At 66.8% G+C, this 18,179-nt stretch carries 17 protein-coding genes; 6 read left to right on the top strand and 11 right to left on the bottom strand.

Going from position 1 to position 18,179, the window contains the following annotated elements; genetic code table 11:
- Positions 1-48: 48 nt before the first annotated feature.
- On the bottom strand, positions 49-432 hold the full coding sequence (locus tag ACMGRF_RS15765; protein WP_049411117.1) for a GtrA family protein: 384 nt from the start codon (positions 430-432) through the stop codon (positions 49-51).
- 83 nt (positions 433-515) lie between these two features.
- Here ACMGRF_RS15765 and glmU point away from each other — a divergent pair, with 83 nt between their 5' ends.
- The gene (gene glmU, locus ACMGRF_RS15760; protein WP_049411114.1) at positions 516-1,883 is read left to right on the top strand and encodes a bifunctional UDP-N-acetylglucosamine diphosphorylase/glucosamine-1-phosphate N-acetyltransferase GlmU; all 1,368 of its coding nucleotides are present in this window, start codon (positions 516-518) and stop codon (positions 1,881-1,883) included.
- Positions 1,852-2,385 carry a GNAT family N-acetyltransferase gene (locus ACMGRF_RS15755; RefSeq protein ID WP_049411111.1) on the top strand — a complete coding sequence of 178 codons (534 nt, stop codon included), beginning with the start codon at positions 1,852-1,854 and terminating at the stop codon, positions 2,383-2,385. The genes glmU and ACMGRF_RS15755 overlap by 32 nt, the downstream gene beginning before the upstream one ends.
- A gap of 56 nt (positions 2,386-2,441) precedes the next feature.
- Here the strand turns inward: ACMGRF_RS15755 and ACMGRF_RS15750 are convergent, their stop codons facing one another.
- The 7 genes from ACMGRF_RS15750 to ACMGRF_RS15720 form a co-directional block, all read right to left on the bottom strand.
- The gene (locus ACMGRF_RS15750; protein WP_049411108.1) at positions 2,442-3,794 is read right to left on the bottom strand and encodes a sensor histidine kinase; all 1,353 of its coding nucleotides are present in this window, start codon (positions 3,792-3,794) and stop codon (positions 2,442-2,444) included.
- Entirely contained in the window at positions 3,791-5,137 is a 1,347-nt protein-coding gene (locus ACMGRF_RS15745) for a sigma-54-dependent transcriptional regulator (protein ID WP_414485378.1), read from the bottom strand. Before ACMGRF_RS15745 ends, ACMGRF_RS15750 begins: the two co-directional genes overlap by 4 nt.
- Positions 5,138-5,260: 123 nt before the next feature.
- Positions 5,261-5,641, bottom strand: coding sequence for a PDZ domain-containing protein (locus ACMGRF_RS15740; protein WP_180881065.1), 381 nt, complete (start codon positions 5,639-5,641; stop codon positions 5,261-5,263).
- A 16-nt stretch (positions 5,642-5,657) separates the two neighbouring features.
- Positions 5,658-6,875, bottom strand: coding sequence for an ABC transporter permease (locus ACMGRF_RS15735; RefSeq protein ID WP_049411099.1), 1,218 nt, complete (start codon positions 6,873-6,875; stop codon positions 5,658-5,660).
- A 20-nt stretch (positions 6,876-6,895) separates the two neighbouring features.
- Positions 6,896-8,194 (bottom strand): ABC transporter permease, encoded by a 1,299-nt coding sequence (locus tag ACMGRF_RS15730; RefSeq protein ID WP_005419489.1) that lies wholly within the window; start codon positions 8,192-8,194, stop codon positions 6,896-6,898.
- Between the two features lie 10 nt (positions 8,195-8,204).
- Positions 8,205-8,927 carry an ABC transporter ATP-binding protein gene (locus ACMGRF_RS15725; protein ID WP_049411097.1) on the bottom strand — a complete coding sequence of 241 codons (723 nt, stop codon included), beginning with the start codon at positions 8,925-8,927 and terminating at the stop codon, positions 8,205-8,207.
- Between the two features lie 35 nt (positions 8,928-8,962).
- Positions 8,963-10,240 (bottom strand): efflux RND transporter periplasmic adaptor subunit, encoded by a 1,278-nt coding sequence (locus ACMGRF_RS15720; RefSeq protein WP_100478793.1) that lies wholly within the window; start codon positions 10,238-10,240, stop codon positions 8,963-8,965.
- Between the two features lie 203 nt (positions 10,241-10,443).
- Here ACMGRF_RS15720 and glmS point away from each other — a divergent pair, with 203 nt between their 5' ends.
- Both glmS and ACMGRF_RS15710 read left to right on the top strand, forming a co-directional pair.
- Positions 10,444-12,282: a glutamine--fructose-6-phosphate transaminase (isomerizing) gene (gene glmS, locus ACMGRF_RS15715; RefSeq protein ID WP_134709721.1), complete on the top strand. Its 1,839-nt coding sequence runs from the start codon at positions 10,444-10,446 to the stop codon at positions 12,280-12,282.
- A gap of 447 nt (positions 12,283-12,729) precedes the next feature.
- Positions 12,730-13,161, top strand: coding sequence for a CBS domain-containing protein (locus ACMGRF_RS15710; protein WP_005411115.1), 432 nt, complete (start codon positions 12,730-12,732; stop codon positions 13,159-13,161).
- 67 nt (positions 13,162-13,228) lie between these two features.
- Here ACMGRF_RS15710 and ACMGRF_RS15705 read toward each other — a convergent pair whose 3' ends face one another.
- Positions 13,229-13,657, bottom strand: a complete 429-nt coding sequence (locus ACMGRF_RS15705; RefSeq protein WP_019660719.1) for a VOC family protein — start codon at positions 13,655-13,657, stop codon at positions 13,229-13,231.
- A 94-nt stretch (positions 13,658-13,751) separates the two neighbouring features.
- A complete protein-coding gene (gene gloA, locus ACMGRF_RS15700) occupies positions 13,752-14,270 on the bottom strand; it encodes a lactoylglutathione lyase (RefSeq protein WP_049411085.1) in 519 nt (172 codons plus the stop codon).
- A gap of 126 nt (positions 14,271-14,396) precedes the next feature.
- Here gloA and ACMGRF_RS15695 point away from each other — a divergent pair, with 126 nt between their 5' ends.
- Positions 14,397-15,509, top strand: a complete 1,113-nt coding sequence (locus ACMGRF_RS15695; RefSeq protein WP_134709720.1) for a PLP-dependent cysteine synthase family protein — start codon at positions 14,397-14,399, stop codon at positions 15,507-15,509.
- A gap of 47 nt (positions 15,510-15,556) precedes the next feature.
- Here ACMGRF_RS15695 and ACMGRF_RS15690 read toward each other — a convergent pair whose 3' ends face one another.
- Complete coding sequence (locus ACMGRF_RS15690) at positions 15,557-15,961, bottom strand: hypothetical protein (RefSeq protein WP_005419475.1); 405 nt, start codon at positions 15,959-15,961, stop codon at positions 15,557-15,559.
- Between the two features lie 165 nt (positions 15,962-16,126).
- On the opposite strand from ACMGRF_RS15690, the gene ACMGRF_RS15685 reads away from it, so the two are divergent.
- Positions 16,127-18,157, top strand: a complete 2,031-nt coding sequence (locus ACMGRF_RS15685) for a M3 family metallopeptidase (protein ID WP_180880720.1) — start codon at positions 16,127-16,129, stop codon at positions 18,155-18,157.
- Positions 18,158-18,179 lie beyond the last annotated feature (22 nt).

The following is an 18,179-nucleotide window of genomic DNA, read 5'->3' as shown; positions in this document are numbered from 1 at the left end:
CCGATCCCGATTCGGCATCCCGGATCCCGGATCCCGAATCCCGCCGTCTCAGCGATACACCACATGGCGCATCAACAGGAACGACACGCACGCCAGCCCGCCTTCCACCAGCGGCTTGGCCAGCCACGTGTACTGCAGGCCCAGCGCCTGGTCGACAAGGCTGACCAGCAGCGTGCTCGCTGCCGTCAGCAGCAGCCACAGCCCGAAGAAGCGTGCGAAGCGCTTCCATCCCAGCTTGCCGGCACCGGCCTCGGCAAAGGTGTAGCGGCCGTTGAGCCAGTAGCCCAGCAGCATGCCGGCCAGGCGACCGGCGATGTTGGCCGGCGCGACCGGCATGCCCAGCGCGGTGGCGACCACGAACACCAGCCAATCGACCAGCAGCTGCACGAGCCCGATCACGAGGTAGGTGCCTCCTTGGCGGAGCAGGCTCATCGGCATGGTGAAGGAGGAAGGATGCCCATGTTAACGGCCCACGCTCTAGAATCACCGGCAACGAACTACGGACTGCTGCTCCCATGACCCAAGCCCTGCACGTCATCATCCTCGCCGCCGGCGCCGGCAAGCGCATGAAGTCGGTGCTGCCGAAGGTGCTGCAGCCGATCGCCGGCCAGCCGATGCTGGCGCACGTGATCGATGCGGCCCGCGAGCTGCAGCCGGCGGCCATCCACGTGGTCTACGGCCATGGTGGCGAGGCGGTGCGTCAGTACTTCGCCGGCCAGCCCGACCTGCAGTGGGCAGAACAGGCCCAGCAGCTCGGTACCGGCCACGCAGTGGCGCAGGCAATGCCGCAGGTGCCCGATGCCGCGCAGGTGCTGGTGCTGTATGGCGATGTGCCGCTGATCCGCGCGCAGACCCTGCGCGACCTGCTGGCGCAGCCGGGGCGGCTGGCAGTGCTGGTGGCCGATGTCGATGACCCGACCGGTTACGGCCGGGTGCTGCGCGATGCAGAGGGCAAGGTGGGCTCCATCGTCGAGCAGAAGGACGCCACCGACGACCAGCTGCGCGTGCGCACCATCAACACCGGCATCATCGCCGCAGAGTCGACCGCGCTGCGCCGCTGGTTGTCGCAGCTGTCCAACAGCAATGCGCAGGGCGAGTACTACCTTACCGATGTGTTCGCGTTCGCCGCGCATGAGTACACCCCGGCCGAGATGGCCCTGGTCGCCGATGCACAGGAGGCTGAGGGCGCGAATGATCCGTGGCAGCTGTCGCAGCTGGAACGCGCCTGGCAGCGCCGTGCGGTGCGTGCACTGTGCGCTCAGGGCGCGCGCGTGCGCGACCCGGCACGCCTGGATATCCGTGGCACCGTCACCGTGGGCAGCGATGTGCTGATCGATGTCGACGTTGTTCTTGAAGGCAACGTCGTGCTCGGTGACGGCGTCACCGTGGGTCCGTTCAACCGGCTGAAGGACGTCAACCTGGGGCCCGGCACCGAAGTGCGCGCGCATTGCGACCTGGAAGGCGTGGTGACCGAAGGTGCTGCGCAGATCGGCCCGTTCGCACGCTTGCGGCCGGGTACCGTGCTGGCCGATGGCGTACACGTCGGCAACTTCGTCGAAACCAAGAAGGTCACCCTCGGCGTCGGCAGCAAGGCGAACCATCTCACCTACCTGGGTGACGCGGTGATCGGCAGCAAGGTGAACATCGGTGCCGGCACCATCACCTGCAACTACGATGGGGTGAACAAGTCGACCACCACCATCGGCGACAACGCCTTCATCGGCTCCAACAGCTCGCTGGTGGCGCCGATCACCATCGGCGAGGGCGCGACCATCGCTGCCGGGTCGGTCATCACCCGCACCGCGCCGGACGGCAAGCTGACGCTGGCACGTTCACGCCAGGAAACCATCGATGGCTGGAAGCGCCCGGTCAAGAAGTCCTGAGCCACGGGTTCCGCGCACCGATGAGCTGGCTGTGCTGCCGGCGATCGAACAGCGTGCCGGTGAACTGCTCAGGGGCCACGAGGCCTATCCGGTCTTTGCCGGCCACGGCCTGGACCTGCCGACGCTGCAGGAAGGCCGTGAGCGTGGACAGCTCTGGGTGGTGGATGGCGCCGGCGGCGGCATTGCCGGCTACCTGCTGGCCGGCGATCTGGCAGGCGAGTTCCATGTCCTGCAGATGGATGTGGATCCAGCGCACGCGCGTCGTGGCCATGGCCGTGCATTGCTGCGGCATGCCTTGGCGCAGGCCAGGGCCACCGGCTTTGCTGCAGCGGTGCTGACCACCTTGAGCGATGTGCCGTGGAATGCAGCCTTCTACGCCAGCGAAGGATTCGTTGAAGTGCCGGAGGCGGAGTGGAACGATGGCCTGCGCGCCGTCATGGCCGAAGAGGCTGCGCTCGGGTTTCCGATGCACCTGCGGGTGGCGATGCGGCGGGTCTGGTAGGTGCCGACCCTGGTCGGCACATCCACGCATGGCGTGGATCTACCCGATCGGCCCGCTTACCCCACCGGCAACAGGATCGACACGCACAGCCCGCCATCACCGCGGTTCTGCAGCGACACCCGCCCACCGTGCGCCTCCACGATCTCGCGGGTCAGTGCCAGTCCCAACCCGGTACCGTTGCGCTTGGTCGAATAGAACGGCATCAGCGCGTTCTGCAGCACCTGCTCGTTCATGCCCTTGCCACGATCCAGCACATCCAGGCGCAGCCATTGCGGCAACCGCGTCAGCTGCACCTGCACGTCATCATTGGGCGGATCGGCTTCGGCGCCGGCTTCATGCGCGTTCTTCAGCAGGTTCAACAGCGCCTGCCCGAACTGCGCGATGTCGATCCGGCTGCTCAGTTCCTCGTCCGGTTCACGTTCCATGCCGAACGGAATCTGCTGGCGCAGGCTGGACAGGAAGGGCGCCCAGTGCACGGTCTGCAGTTGCGGTTGCGGCAGCTTGGCGAAGCGCGCATAGCCCCGGATGAAACCTTCCAGGTGGCGCGCGCGGTCTTCGATGGTGGTGAAGATCTCCGGCAGCCGATCGAAGCGCTCGCGTTGTACCAGCACGCCGCCGGAATGGGCCAGCGAGGCGATCGGTGCCAGCGAGTTGTTGAGCTCGTGGCTGATCACCCGGATCACCTTCTTCCACGTCTGCACTTCCTGGCGGCGCAGTTCGGCGGTGAGCAGGCGTACCAGCAACAGGTCGTGCGGGCGGCCGTTGAGCTGGAATGATCGGCGTGAGAGGTGATAGACCTGTTCGTCGTCCTCGTCGCTGTCTTCGCCTTCCGCATGCACCGCGAACAGGCTGTCGCCGCCACGGGCGATGGCATCGCGCAGCTCCACCGGCACCTGTTCCAGCACCTCTTCCAGGCGCTGGCCTTCCAGCTTCCAGCCGCCATGCAGCAGCTTGCGCGCGGCCAGGTTGGAGAACACCACGCGGGCGATGCCATCGCCGCCGGAAGCAATCAGCAGCATCGCCACCGGGGTGTTCTGCACCATGGTGTCCAGCAGCAGTTCGCGCTGCACCAGGCCCTGCCGCTGCTCGCGCAGCACGTCGCCCAGTTCGCGGTGCGCCTGCACCAGGTCGCCCAGTTCGTCGTTGCCCGGCCAGTACACACCGAAGTTGTACTCGCCGTCGCGGTAGCTGCTGGTGGTGCCGGCCAAGGCGCGCATCAATGAGCGTACCGGCGCGGTGGCACGGCGCAGGGTCCACCACATCAGCGACAGCAGGATCAGCGCCGACACCGTGGTCACCACCCAGCCGTGGTCCATCCAGTAGGCCAGCAGCCACGGCAACGCGGCGGCCAGCGCCAGCACCGGCAGCAGGCGCAGGAACAGGCGGAAGGTGAACGAGCGGCGCTTCATTCGCGTGGGATGCCGTGCCGGTCCATGCGCCGGTACAGTGCCTGGCGGCTCAGGCCGAGTTCGGCGGCGGCCTGGGCGATGACGCCGTGGTTGCGCGCCAGCACATCCTCGATGCGCGCACGGTCAGGATCATTGCCGACACTGGGTGCCGGTCGCGGAGCAGGTGCGGCACGCGGCAGGTTCAGGTCGGCCACTTCGATGCGGTTGCCGGTCGCCAGCAGCTCGGCCCGCTGGATCACGTTGCGCAGTTCGCGCACGTTGCCGGGCCAGGGGTGCCGTTGCAGGGCCGCGGTGGCGGCGCTGGAAAGTGGCTCGCCGGCGGTCAGGAAGCGCTCGGCCAGGGGCACGATGTCGCCCGGGCGCTCGGCCAATGGTGGCAGTACCAGTTCCACCGTATTGAGGCGGTAGTACAGGTCTTCGCGGAAGGTGCCGTCGCGGATCATCGCCGGCAGGTCGGCATTGGTCGCACTGACCACGCGGACTTTGACCTGGCGCTCGCGATTGGAGCCAAGACGCTCGAAGCGCCCTGTTTCCAGCACACGCAGGAGCTTCATCTGGCCGCCCAGCGACAGGTTGCCGATCTCATCCAGGAACAGCGTGCCACCGTCGGCGGCTTCGAACTTGCCCTCGCGTGCCTTGTTGGCGCCGGTATATGCGCCGGCTTCGGCACCGAACAGTTCGGCCTCGATCAGTTCCGAGGGCAGGGCGCCGCAGTTGACCGTGATGAACGGGCCCTTGGCCACCAGTGAATTGGCCTGGATGATCTGCGCGATCTTCTCCTTGCCAGCCCCGTTGGGGCCGGTGATCAGCACCGGCAGTTCGGAGCGCGCGACCTGGCAGGCCAGCGCGATGATGCGCTCGCTGGCCGGATCGGCGAAGACCGCACCACACAGCTCGTACTTTTCTTCCAGCGCATTGCGCTGGCGCAGCTCACGGCTGCGGCGACGGTCCAGCTCGCGCCGCGCCTCGGACAGCTCGAGCAGGTTGTTGACCGTGGTCAGCAGCTTGCGGTCGTCCCAGGGCTTGGCCAGGTAGTCGGCGGCACCGGCCTTGACCAGGTCCACCGCACTGCTCAGGTGGGTCCAGGCGGTGAGCAGGATCACCGGCAGGTCCGGGTGGCGCGCGCGGATCTGTGCGAACAGGTCTTCGCCTTCTTCGCCGGAGGTGGTGTCCTCGCTGAAATTCATGTCCTGGATCACCAGGTCGACCGGCTGCGACTCGAGCAGGGCCAGCCCTTCGGCCGGGCTCTGCGCCTGCAGGGTGTCGATGTCATGCAGGGAGAACAGCACGTCCAGCGCGGTGCCCACGCTGGCATTGTCGTCGATGATCAGGATCGAAGGCATCAAGCAGTTCTGCAGAAAGGGATGGGCGGCGCCGGTGGAGCCGTGTTCGTATCCATACGCCGGGAGAGCCCGGCGCCACCCATCAAGCATAGCCAAAGCCGTGGCGACGAGGGCGGGCTGGTTTCAGCGCCGCGCTGGTGGCGGCGGTGGTGCCGGCGGTGGCGGCGATGGCGGAGCGACCAGCGCCAGCCGCCACGAGGTGGCGTCCACCGGGACGGTGAGCTCGCGTTTGTCGCGGCGCAGCAACAGGTACGCAGTCGGGGCACTGGAATGCCGCAGCGCATCGGCAAGATGCTCGATCCGCCGCACAGCCGTATCGTCCAGGCGCAGGATGCGGTCGCCGCTGCGCACGCCGAAGCGGGCTTCCGGACGCGCGGCTTCCACCCGTACCTGGCCCTCGGTCGAGCGCAGCGCCAGGCGGGCATCATCCTGGCGCCATTCCAGCGTCTGCGAGCTGCCACCGCCGGCCAGCACCGGCAGTGGCAGCAGTGCCATCAACAGCATCCGGCAGGCACGCATCTCACGCGCCCCGCGTGGCAACTGCGGGCGGGACCGCTGCCGCGCGCCGGGCCGGCCCGAACACCGCGACCTGGCCCAGCACCCACAGCAGCAGCGCGCCCAGCGGCAGGTAGTACAGGGGCATGCGTGGCAGCTCGTACAGGTTCATCAGTGCCAGATTGATCGCGTAGGCCGCCAGCATGCCCAGCACGATGCCCAGCGAGGCCAGCAGGAAGTTCTCGGTCTGGAAGTAGCGCAGGATCTGCCCGCGGGTGGCACCGAGTGCGCGGCGAATGCCGATCTGCTTGCTGCGCTGCTGCACCCAGAAGCTGGCCAGGCCGATGATGCCCAGTGCGGTGACCACCAGCAGCGAGACGCTGACGGTGATCAGCAGGCCAACCATCGCGCGGTCGTTCTTGAAGAAGTCCTTGCGCTGGTCTTCATAGGTCAGCTTGTCGCGCATCAGCCGGTTGGGGTCGTTGCGCTCCAGTACAGCAGCCCCCGCATCAAGCACCTCCTGGCGGCGTTCCGGCGAAGTGCGCAGCACATAGGTGCCACCCTCGTCGAAGGTGCGCCGCATGGGCAGCAGCATGGAGTTCGTCCAGTTGTCATTCCAGCCGTTGGGCGTGCTCAGCGTGTCGACGATGCCGACCACATGCAGCGGCTGCTTGCCCATGTAGTAGGTCTTGCCCAGCGCGCTGCCGTTGGGTTCCATCTTGGCGGCGGTGGCCTGGGTGAGGATGACCGGGATGGCGTTTTGCTTGGCGCCCCCCTTGCTGGCGTCTTCGAAGTTCTGGTACTCGCCGGGCAGGAAATCGCGGCCGGCGATCAGGTTGATGCCCATCGTGGCCAGCCCGTTCTCGGACAGGGTGTACATCGAAGCATTGGTGGTCGGCCGTTCCTGGTCGATCTCCCGCGAGATGCTGCTGCTGGACGAGCCGTTGCGGAAAGGCACCTGGTTGATGATGGTGACGTTGCTGACGCCGGGAAGCGCACGCAATGACGCCAGGTCCTCACGGGTGCGGGACATGGCATCGGTCTGCTTGCCGATGCCGCTGACGCGGAGCATCACCAGTTCGTTCTCGGCGATGCCGCTGGGCATGCTGATCTTCTCCACGCGCTGGCTGACCAGGAACAGCGCGTTGCAGACGATGGCGCAGGTCAGTGCGACTTCCAGCACGATCAGGGCAGCGGCAGTCTTGTGCCGGCGCAGCGTGCTGAGGATGGGGCGGATGTCCATGGGAGTCCTCGTTCGGTTGCTTACTGCGACTTGAGCTGGATGGCCGGAGTGACCTGCATGGCGCGCCAGGCAGGCAGGAAACCGGCGGCAAGGCTGGCGAACAGGGTCAGGCCCAGCGCGAGCAGCAGCATGTTGCCGTCCAGGTGGGCCAGCTTTGCGTACTCCACCGGTTGCTGGCGCACCGCGAACAGGCCGAGCAGGGCCAGGCCGATGCCCAGCACGCCCCCGACCACGCCGACCGCGCCGGCTTCCACCAGGCACTGCAGGAAGATCTGGCCACGGCTGGCACCGAGTGCGCGGCGCACGCCGATCTCTCCACTGCGGCGCAGGAACTTGGCCAGCAGCAGGCCCACCGTGTTGACCAGGCAGACACCCAGGAAACCCAGTGCCAGCCACAGCTGCAGGCGCACGTCGCTGGGCACCGCGCCGTTGAAGTCCAGCCATTCCATCACGGTGCGCAGGCGCACGTTCGGCGGGTGCTTGAAGCGGCCGGCCTGGCGCTGCTGGCTCGAATAGTTCTCCAGGTAGCGGCGGTAGTCGGCGGCCTTGGCCGGGTCCATCTCCACCCAGTACTGCAGCCACGCGCAGGGTGCGTTGAGCGAGTAGCTGTTGCCATCGGGATTCTCGCCGAAGCAGTTCATGTTGCCGTTGCTGCCCAGCTTCAGGTCGAACGAGGTGGAGATCGGCAGCAGCAGGTCCTCGTTCTTGCCGTAGCTGCCGGTGGTCAGGTCGTAGAAGTGCGGCTCCGGGCTCCATTCCTTCATCACGCCGACGATGCGGTAACTCTGGCCTTCCATGCGCAGGTCGCGGCCCACGCTGTTGGCGCCCTGGTACAGCTTGTCGTTGAGCGCCTTGGAGATGACCACCACGCGTGCGCGGCCTTCATCGTCTTCGCGCGTCCAGGGGCGGCCGTACTGCATGGGCACCTCGAACATCGGGAAGAAATCGGCCGAGGTCCAGCGGGTGTCGATGCTGAAGGGCTTGAGGGTGCTGTTGTCCGGTTCGATGGTGCCGCCACCGCCGCTCATCAGCGCCTGGCGCTCGCCCTTGGCCTCGCGCAGCAGGGCTTCACCGTCGAAGCGGGTCAACTGGGTTTCCGGTTCCTCGCCCGCGACATAGGCGCCGGTCGCGGCATCGAGCTGCACGTAGAACAGACGGTCGCTCTTGCCGGGAATCGGGTCGCCGGACAGCACGTGGAACACGGTCAACGTGGTCATCGAGGCACCGATGCCGAGCGCGATGGCCACCACCATCAGCGCGGTCAGGACCTTGTTGCGGCGGAAGCTGCGTACCGCCAGTCGGGCGTAGTAGGCGAACATGGCCGGGCCCTCACTCGTTGACGGCGACGATGTGGCGCGGCGTGGCCAGCACCGGCTCGCGCACCAGGTCGGTGACCTGGCCATCGACGATGTGCACGTTGCGCTGCGCACGCGCGGCCAGTTCCGGGTCGTGGGTGACCATTACGATGGTGGTGCCGGCGGCGTTGATCTCCTCCAGCAGTTCCATCACGCCGCGCGCCATCTGCGTGTCCAGGTTGCCGGTCGGTTCGTCGGCCAGCAGCAGGCGCGGACTGCCGGCCAGGGCGCGTGCGATGGCCGCGCGCTGCTGCTGGCCGCCGGACAGCTCATTCGGGTAGTGTTTCATGCGCGAGCCCAGGCCAACCTGGGTCAGCGCCTTCTCGATGCGTTCGCGGCGCTCGTTGGTGCTCATCTTGCGGTAGCGCAGCGGCACGTCGACGTTGTCGAACAGGTTCAGGTCGGGGATCAGGTTGAAGCCCTGGAAGATGAAGCCGATCTTCTGGTTGCGCAGGCGGCTGCGGGCGTCATCGCCCAGCGTGCTCACATCCTGCCCGTCCAGCATGTAGGTGCCGCTGGTGAAGGTTTCCAGCAGGCCGGCGATGTTGAGGAAGGTGGTCTTGCCGGAACCGGACGGACCTGTGACCGCGACGAACTCGCCTTCCTTGACCTGCAGTTCCAGCGAGCGCAACGCGTGGGTTTCCACCTGTTCGGTGCGGAAGACCTTGGCGACCGAACGCATTTCGAGCATGTACATGGGGTGTCCTCTCTCCAGGATTCAGGTATCAGGTATCAGTTGACGGAGACGCGTTCGGCGTCCTTGAACAGGTCGCTGCCGGAGACCACGATGCGGTCGCCCGGCTGCACGCCCGACTTGATTTCCACTTCGCCCAGGCTGCTGACGCCCAGTTCCACCGGACGGCGCACGGCGGTGCGGCCATCCATCACGTAGGCCATGCCGTTGCCCTGTTCGACGAACGGGCCGCGCTCGACCTTCAGCACATCCTTGCGGGTATCGAGCAGCACGCGCACCGACATCCGCTGGCTCTGGCGCAGGCCTTCCGGCTGCGCGCTGGCAAAGCGCACGCGGGCGTTGACCTCGCCGTTGACCACTTCCGGTGATACCGCGCTGATCTCGCCCGGGAACGGCTGGCCGTTGCCACCGGTCAGCTGTGCAGGCATGCCGATCGCCAGGTCGCGGGCGAAGCTCTCCGGCACCTTGATCTCGACCTCGAACTTGGACAGGTCGACTACGCCCAGCACCGGCGCGTTGGCGGCCAGGTTGGTGGACTGCACCGCCTGGACCTGGCCGACCTGGCCATCGAACGGGGCGCGCAGGGTCAGTGCATCGACCTGGCGCTGCACTTCGGCCACCACGGCCTTCTGGCGGTCGGCCAGCAGGCGCTTGTTGCGGGCATCCAGGTCGGCGCCCTGGCTCTGCAGACGCGCGTCGGTGGTGGCATTGGCCAGGGCGATGTCGGCCTTCTTCAGGGAGTCCTTGGCCTTGGCCAGGTCGATCTGCGGCACCGCACCGCCGTCGTAGCCGCGCTGGTAGCGCTGCAGGTCGCGGTCGGCGGCCTGACGTTCGATGGTGGCCTGGTCGGTTTCCTTGCGTGACCTGGCACGGGCCAGGGTCGCGTCCAGCGAGGCGCGGCTGGCCTCGGCTTCCAGGCCGGCCAGCGTTGCCTGTTCCTGGGCCAGCTTGCTGCGCAGCTCCGGACTGTCGATGATCGCCAGCTCCTGGCCCTTCTTGACCACGTCACCGGCGACGACCTTCAGGTCCACCGTACCGGCCGAGATCGCGTACAGGATCGGGCTGTTGGCGGCGATCACGCGGCCGTCGGCAGCGATGTCACGGACCAGGTCGCCGCGCTTCACCTCGGCGATGCGCACGCGGCTGCTGTCGAAGGAGCGGCTGGCATTGGACCAGGCATGGACCGCCCAGCCGATGCCGGCGAGCAGCGCGATGGCGCCCAGCGCCGGCCAGCGGTAGCGGTGCCAGCTTGCGCGGGTGGTGCCGGCCGGGGCGGAGGAAACGATCTGGTCCTGTGCGGAAGTGTCGCGGATCATCGGGTGCGTGCCTGACGGTGGTAGCCGATACGAAGCACGTAGCGTGCCAACTTTATTTCCTTTCAGGTCAATGAGTTGGGAGTCTCGGGAAAGTGTCCGGGTGTCCGCGGACACCTTTCCGGACACTTTCATTAAGCGGACAGGAGGGGGAAGCCGGGCAGGCGGGCTAGAATGCGCCGATCGTCTCCAAGGAATCGCGTGACATGTGTGGAATCGTGGGTGCAATCGCCGATCGCGATGTGGTGCCGGTACTGATCGAAGGCCTGAAGCGGCTCGAGTACCGTGGTTACGACTCCTCGGGCATCGCGGTGATCGACCACGCCGAGCGCCCCGAAGTCCGTCGCGTCCGTCGTACCGGTCGAGTGTCGGAAATGGCCACGGCGGCCGAGGCCGAGGGCTTCAATGCGGTGCTGGGCATCGGCCACACCCGCTGGGCCACCCACGGCGGTGTCACCGAGGCCAATGCACACCCGCACATCAGCCACGGTGTGGCGCTGGTGCACAACGGCATCATCGAGAACCACGAAGAGCAGCGCGAGAAGCTGCGCGCGCTGGGCTACACGTTTGAATCGCAGACCGATACCGAAGTCATCGCGCACCTGATCCACCATCACCTGAAGGGCGGCGACGACCTGCTGGTGGCGCTGCAGCACACGGTGAAGGAGCTGACCGGTGCCTACGCGCTGGCCGTGGTCAGCCGCGCCGAGCCGGAGCGCTTCGTCTGCGCGCGCATGGGCTGCCCGCTGCTGGTCGGCCTGGGCGAGGGCGAGAACTTCGTCGCCTCCGACGTCTCGGCCGTGATCTCGGCCACGCGCAAGGTGATCTTCCTGGAAGAGGGCGACACCGCCGAGATCCGGCGTGATGGCGTGCGCATCTTCGACGAGCACGACCAGCCGGTCGAGCGCGACGTGCATCTGTCCGACGTGTCGCTGGCATCGCTGGAGCTGGGCCCGTACCGCCACTTCATGCAGAAGGAAATCCACGAGCAGCCGCGCGCGCTGGGCGACACCATCGAGGCGGCGATCGATGCCGGTGGTTTCCCGGCCGAGCTGTTCGGCAAGAACGCCGAAGCGGTGCTGTCGGGCATCGAGGGCGTGCAGATCATCGCCTGCGGCACCAGCTACTACTCGGGCCTGACCGCGCGCTACTGGATCGAAGCCATCGCCGGCCTGCCGTGCAGCGTGGAGATCGCCAGCGAGTACCGCTACCGCGCGGCCTACGCGAACCCCAAGCATCTGATCGTGACCATCTCGCAGTCCGGCGAAACGCTGGATACGATGGAAGCGCTGAAGTACGCCAAATCGCTGGGCCACAAGCACACGCTGTCGATCTGCAACGTGCCGGAAAGTGCGATTCCACGCGCCAGCGAACTGGTCTGCTACACCCGCGCCGGCGCCGAGATCGGCGTGGCCTCGACCAAGGCCTTCACCACCCAGTTGGCGGCACTGTTCCAGCTGACCGTGGTGCTGGGCAAGCTGCATGGCCGCATCGACGCGGCGCAGGAAGCGGATTACCTGGAGCAGCTGCGCTTCCTGCCGGGCAGCGTGCAGCACGCGCTGAACATGGAGCCGCAGATCGCTGCCTGGGCCGAGCGTTTCGCGCGCAAGAGCAGCGCATTGTTCTTGGGCCGCGGCCTGCATTACCCGATCGCGCTGGAAGGCGCGCTCAAGCTCAAGGAGATTTCCTACATCCACGCCGAGGCCTACCCGGCCGGTGAGCTGAAGCATGGCCCGCTGGCGCTGGTGGACGAGGACATGCCGGTGGTGGTGATCGCCCCCAACGACAGCCTGCTGGAAAAGGTGAAGTCGAACATGCAGGAAGTGCGCGCGCGTGGCGGCGAGCTGTTCGTGTTCGCCGACCAGGACAGCAACTTCAACGCGTCCGAAGGCGTGCACGTGATTCGCACCCCGCGCCACGCCGGCGTGCTCAGCCCGATCGTGCACACCATCCCGGTGCAGTTGCTGGCCTACCACACCGCGCTGGCACGCGGCACCGACGTGGACAAGCCGCGCAACCTGGCCAAGAGCGTGACGGTGGAGTAAGGCATTCCCGGAGCTGTGGGATGCTGCATGCGAAAGGGGCCTGCGAGGCCCCTTTCGTTTGTGCCGGACGCAGTGCGAAGTGGGACAGCCGCCGGGCATTCTGTCCGTCGTCGGCAGCAGGTAATCATTCTTTAATGCGCGAAGCCGCCTGTATTCAGCGGCGGTTTCAGCCGCGGTGCCATTCTCTGGATCGTCAGTTGGTTCCCACGACGAACTGTCCTATCGATGCCGGTAGTGACCGAGGGTCGCAGTCGTAGAATCGATCTGGCCGAGGTTCGGGTTGAGCGATTGAACCCGCCTCGTTCGCGTTGCAGCACATCGTCTGCCGAGTCATTCCAAGCGGCGGTCGGGTGCGCCAGACGTGCGCTGAAAGGTCTGTTCCCGGGGAGGGGGCGTATCGGAAGAGCACACTTTTTTGACTTCAGTGACCTGCACCAGGAAACAAGAATGAACGTCCGCGAACTCCTGCAATCCAAGAAAGAAGCTGTCATCACCATCGATGCCGAAGACACGATCGGTGCCGCCGCCCACAAGATGAGCGCGAACAGGATCGCTGCGCTGGTGGTGATGAAGGACGATGCCCCGGTCGGCATCATTTCCGAGAAGGACATCGTGCGCACCCTGGCCGACGACGGCCCGCAGGCCGGCCGCCGGGTGATTTCCAGCCTGCCGTCCACCGGTCTGGAGGGCATTGCGCCGGAAGCCACGCTGAAACAGGCCATGTCGTTGATGACGTACTCGCGGCGCCGTCATCTGATGGTCACCGAAGGCACCCGCCTGGTCGGCATCCTCAGCCTGGGCGATATCGTGAAGAACCTGCTGGGCGAGCTGGAACTGGAAAAGGCGGTGCTGCAGGACATCTACATGGCCGCCCACTGAGGGCCGCAGCGCTGGAAGCAGAGAAGCCGGGCATTGCCCGGCTTCTTCGTTCACGGCGCCGGTGATATCAGAAAGTGACCTTCACCGAATCGGCGCTGTAGTTCGCCGGCCCGTGATAGACCACTTCGATGTTGTTGCCATCGGGGTCGAGCACGAAGGCGCCGTAGTAGCCCGGGTGGTAGGGGCGTTCGCCTGGCGCGCCATTGTCGGTACCGCCAGCGGCGATCGCGGCAGTGTGGAAGGCATCAACAGTTGCGCTGTCGCGGGCCTGGAAGGCGAGATGGTGGCGGCCGGTCAGCTGGCCAGCGGCGGCACGGCTGCTGGCGCTGGAAATGAACAGCTCGTCGGCCCAGAAGAAGTCTGGCCCTTCGCCGCCCAGTGGGATGCCGATCGTATCGAACACTGCCTGGTAGAAGCGGCGGCTGGCGGCCAGGTCACGCACCACCAGCTGGATGTGGTCGATCAGGCGGCCACGGTGCAGTTCCATCGTTTCCATACGAACCTCACAGAAAAAGGGGACGGAGGGGATTAAGTCGCTTCCAGCTAATAGTGCCAGAAACGGCTTAATCCCCTCCGTCCCCTTTTCGGGGTCAGACGTTGGCGATGATCTCGACCCAGTAGCCGTCCGGATCCTTGATGAAGGCCAGGTTCTTCATGCGGCCGTCGGTCAGGCGCTTCTGGAAGGTCACCCCGAGGTCTTCGAAGCGCTGGCAGGCCGCCTCGATGTCCGGCACCGACACGCAGATGTGGCCGAAGCCGCGCGGGTCGCTGTTGCCGTCGTGGTAGACCGCGCCGTCCTGGGTTTCGGTGCCGTGGTTGTGGGTCAGTTCCAGCACGCCCGGCAGGCCGGCCATCCACACGCGGCGCTGGCTGTCGTCTTCCGGCACCACCGCGCCCGCCGGCACATAGGCCAGGAAGTACAGGCTGAACTGGGCCTCGGGGAAGTCGCGCTTGTCGATCAGCTGGTAGCCGAGCACGCGGGTGTAGAAGTCCAGCGAGGCGGTGATGTCCTTCACCCGCAGCATGGTGTGGTTGAACACGAAGCCGGTGGTTTCGGCCGGGGCCTGGGCAGCGACGCCGGGGACATCGCGCAGGGCGGGAATGGTCATGGGGGGAGGTCCTTCAGACAGGGCCGTTGCCGGCCGGATGGGGGCATTCTACCGGCCAGCACCTGACGGCACCGCGACGTACAATGGCCGGATCGCACCGTTCCGTCCTGACAACGATTGCCCGCCATGTCGCAGCGTGAATGGGTGGCCGCCGCCATCCGCAAGATCGAAGCCGATTTCAACCGCTCCGCCGATACCCACCTGATCCCGCTCGCGCTGCCCGGGTTCGAGGGCATCGATGTGTACCTGAAGGATGAGTCGAGCCATCCCACCGGCAGCCTCAAGCACCGGCTGGCGCGCTCGCTGTTCCTGTATGCGCTGGCCAATGGCTGGCTGCGTGAAGGGCGACCGGTGATCGAGGCCTCCAGCGGCTCGACGGCGGTGTCCGAAGCCTATTTCGCGCGCCTGCTCGGCCTGCCGTTCATTGCGGTGATACCGGCCACCACCTCGCCTGAAAAGATCGCGGCGATCGAGTTCCAAGGCGGCCGCTGCCATCTGGTCGAACGTGCCTGCGACCTCAACTGTGATTCGGAAAAGCTGGCCCGTGAAACCGGTGGCCACTTCATGGACCAGTTCACCTACGCTGAGCGCGCGACCGACTGGCGTGCCAACAACAACATCGCCGAGTCCATCTTCAAGCAGATGGCCGAAGAGCCCAGCCCGGTTCCGGAATGGATCGTGTGCAGTCCCGGCACCGGCGGTACCGCCGCCACGCTGGGGCGCTATGTCAGCTACCGCCGTCATGACACCCGCATTCTGTGCGCGGACCCGGAAGTGTCGGTGTTCTTCGATGGCTACAAAGCCGCCGTGGCCGGTGAGCAGGACTGGCGCGACCTGACCTGCAGCGGTGGCTCGCGCGTGGAAGGCATCGGCCGGCCGCGGGTAGAGGCGAGCTTCATCCCGACCAGTGTCGATGCGATGGTGAAGGTGCCCGATGCGCTGAGCCTGGCCGCGATGCGCCATGTCAGCCGCCAGCTCGGCCGCCGCGTCGGTGGCTCCACCGGCACCAACTTCATCGGCGTGCTGCAGGCGGCGCAGTGGATGCGCAAGGCGGGGCACCAGGGCAGCATCGTCAGCATCCTGTGCGACAGTGGCGAGCGCTATGCGCAGAGCTATTACGACCCGGCGTGGTACGTGCGCCAGGGCATCGATGTCGATGGCGCCGATGCGCAGCTGGCCGCTGCGGTGGCCGGGCAGGGGTTGCCCGAGCTGCCGTGGTGCAGCCTGGAAGCGCTGTAGCACGGACGACGCTCGCGCCGGGCCATGCCGGCGTCCGCGACGGTGTCTCAGTAGCCCGCTGCGGTGAAGGCGTCGAGCACCGCGTCGCGCAGTGCATCGGGCAACGCCTCGATGTCCATCGCGCGGTCATCCAGGTGCAGGGTGGGATCCAGGATGCTGGCGCGGCCCTGGGCCAATGCCTGCAACCACAGCAGCACGCAGATCACGAACTCGCGCTCATGGCCCAACTGCAGCTGGCTGGCGCCGCGCTCGACCACTTCGAACGGGTACCACTCCTGGCTTTCATTGAACGTGCCGCCCTGCTGCAGCACCGCCTGCAACTGCTGCAGGTGGCGCGGGGCGTCGTCGCCGGCATCGCACAGCGCGGCGATCCAGGCCAGTTCGGCCGCGCTGGCAGACAGTGCCAGCGACCGCGCCGGTGAGGCGGATGCAACTGCAGCCAGACCTTCCATGTGGGGCCTCGTTCGGTACGTGCCGCTGCGGACTCCCCCGCATCCAGAGCTTCGGGGGGCGCGCGTAAGGCCGATGTGAATGCCGTGCCCCCTTGTCAGCGATGCCTGGCAGCGCCATATCTACCGGGCTGCCCGCCTGCCGGGCCCGTACCCTGGAGACCTGCCGTGACCGTTGCCAACCCCCTGCTCGATTTTTCCGGCCTGCCGCGCTTCGAGGCGATCCGCCCCGAGCACGTGGCGCCGGCGCTGGATGTGCTGCTGGCCGAGGCCGAAGCCGCCGTCAGCGCAGCCGAGCAGGTGCAGCCGGTGCGTTGGGAGACCTTCGTCGCCCCGCTGGACGATGCCACCGAGCGCCTGTGGCGCGCCTGGGGCCTGGTCGGCCACCTGCAGGGCGTGGTCAACACCCCGGAGCTGCGCGAGGCCTACAACAGCAATCTGCCGCGGGTGACCCGCTTCGCCAGTGCGCTGGGGCAGAACCTGGCGCTTTACCGCCAGTACCAGGCGCTGGCCGCCAGCCCGGAGGCGGCGCATTTCGATGAAGCCCAGCGCAAGGTGCTGGACAACACCCTGCGCGACTTCCGCCTGGGCGGCGCCGAGCTGGCGCCCGAGGCGCAGCAGCGTTTTGCTGCGATCAAGGAAGAACTGTCGGCGCTGTCGGCGAAGTTCTCGCAGAACGTGCTCGACGCTACCGATGCCTGGTCGCTGATCATCGAAGACGAAGCGCGGCTGAAGGGCCTGCCGGAAGACGTGAAGGCCACCGCGCATGCCGCAGCACAGAAGGACGGCAAGGCCGGCTGGAAACTGACCCTGCAGATGCCGTGCTACCTGCCGGTGCAGACCTGGGGCGAGGACCGCGACCTGCGCGAGATCCTGTACCGCGCCAGCGCCCAGCGTGCGTCCGAATTCGGCGATGACGCACTGGACAACAGCGGCAACATCGACCGCATCCTTGCCCTGCGCGCCGAACTGGCTGCGCTGCTCGGCTTCGATTCGTACGGCCATTACTCGGTGGCGACCAAGATGGCGCAGGACCCGGCCGAAGTGCTCGGTTTCCTGCGTGACCTGGCCTCGCGCGCCAAGCCGTTCGCCGCCAGGGACCGCGCCGAACTGGAGCAGTTCGCGCGCGAACAGCTCGGCATCGACAGCCTGCAGGCCTGGGACCTGCCCTTCGCCGCCGACCGCCTGAAGCAGGCGCGTTACAGCTATTCCGAGCAGGAGGTGAAGCAGTATTTCACCGAGCCGAAGGTGCTGGGCGGCCTGTTCTCGGTGATCGAGCAGCTGTACGGCCTGCGCGTGCAGGAGGACAGCGCGCCGGTGTGGCACGAGGATGTGCGCTTCTTCCGCCTGGTCGATGCGCAGGGCGCGCTGGTCGGCCAGTTCTACCTGGACCTGTACGCACGCGAGGGCAAGCGCGGCGGGGCGTGGATGGATGATTGCCGCAACCGTCGCGTGCGCGCCGACGGCAGCGTGCAGACGCCGCTGGTCTACCTGGTGTGCAACTTCGGCCGGGGTGCCAACGGCAAGCCGGCCACCTTCAGCCACAACGAAGTGACCACGCTGTTCCATGAGATGGGCCACGGACTGCACCAGCTGCTGACCCGCGTCGGCGAACTGGGCGTGGCTGGCATCAACGGCGTGGAATGGGATGCGGTGGAGTTGCCCAGCCAGTTCATGGAGAATTTCTGCTGGGAATGGGACCATCTGCAGGCGATGACCGCGCACGTGGACAGTGGCGAGCCGCTGCCGCGCGCGCTGTACGAGCGCATGCTGGCCGCGCGCAACTTCCACAGCGGCATGGCCACCGTCCGCCAGCTGGAGTTCGGCCTGTTCGACATGCTGCTGCACAGCCAGTTCGAACCAGCGCAGGACAGCGTGCTGGCGCTGCTCGACCGCGTGCGCACGGAAGTGGCGGTGAACCACCCGCCGGCCTGGAACCGCTTCCCGCACCAGTTCAGCCACATCTTTGCGGGCGGTTACGCCGCGGGTTACTACAGCTACAAGTGGGCCGAGGTACTCAGCGCCGACGCCTATGCCGCCTTCGAGGAAGCGCCGCAGGCATTGGCTGAAACCGGTGCACGCTTCCGTGATGAGATCCTGTCGCGCGGTGGCAGCCGCCCGGCGGCGGACAACTTCAAGGCCTTCCGCGGCCGTGCTCCGCAGATCGATGCGTTGCTGCGCCACTCGGGCATGGCCTAAGGCGTCGGGCAGGTGCCAACCT

Source organism: Stenotrophomonas sp. EMP41 (genome assembly GCF_047495535.1).
In the GTDB taxonomy this organism is placed as follows: Bacteria; Pseudomonadota; Gammaproteobacteria; order Xanthomonadales; family Xanthomonadaceae; genus Stenotrophomonas; species Stenotrophomonas sepilia.
Note: the sequence above shows the minus strand (reverse complement) of the source record. Positions and strands in the feature narration are given on the sequence as shown.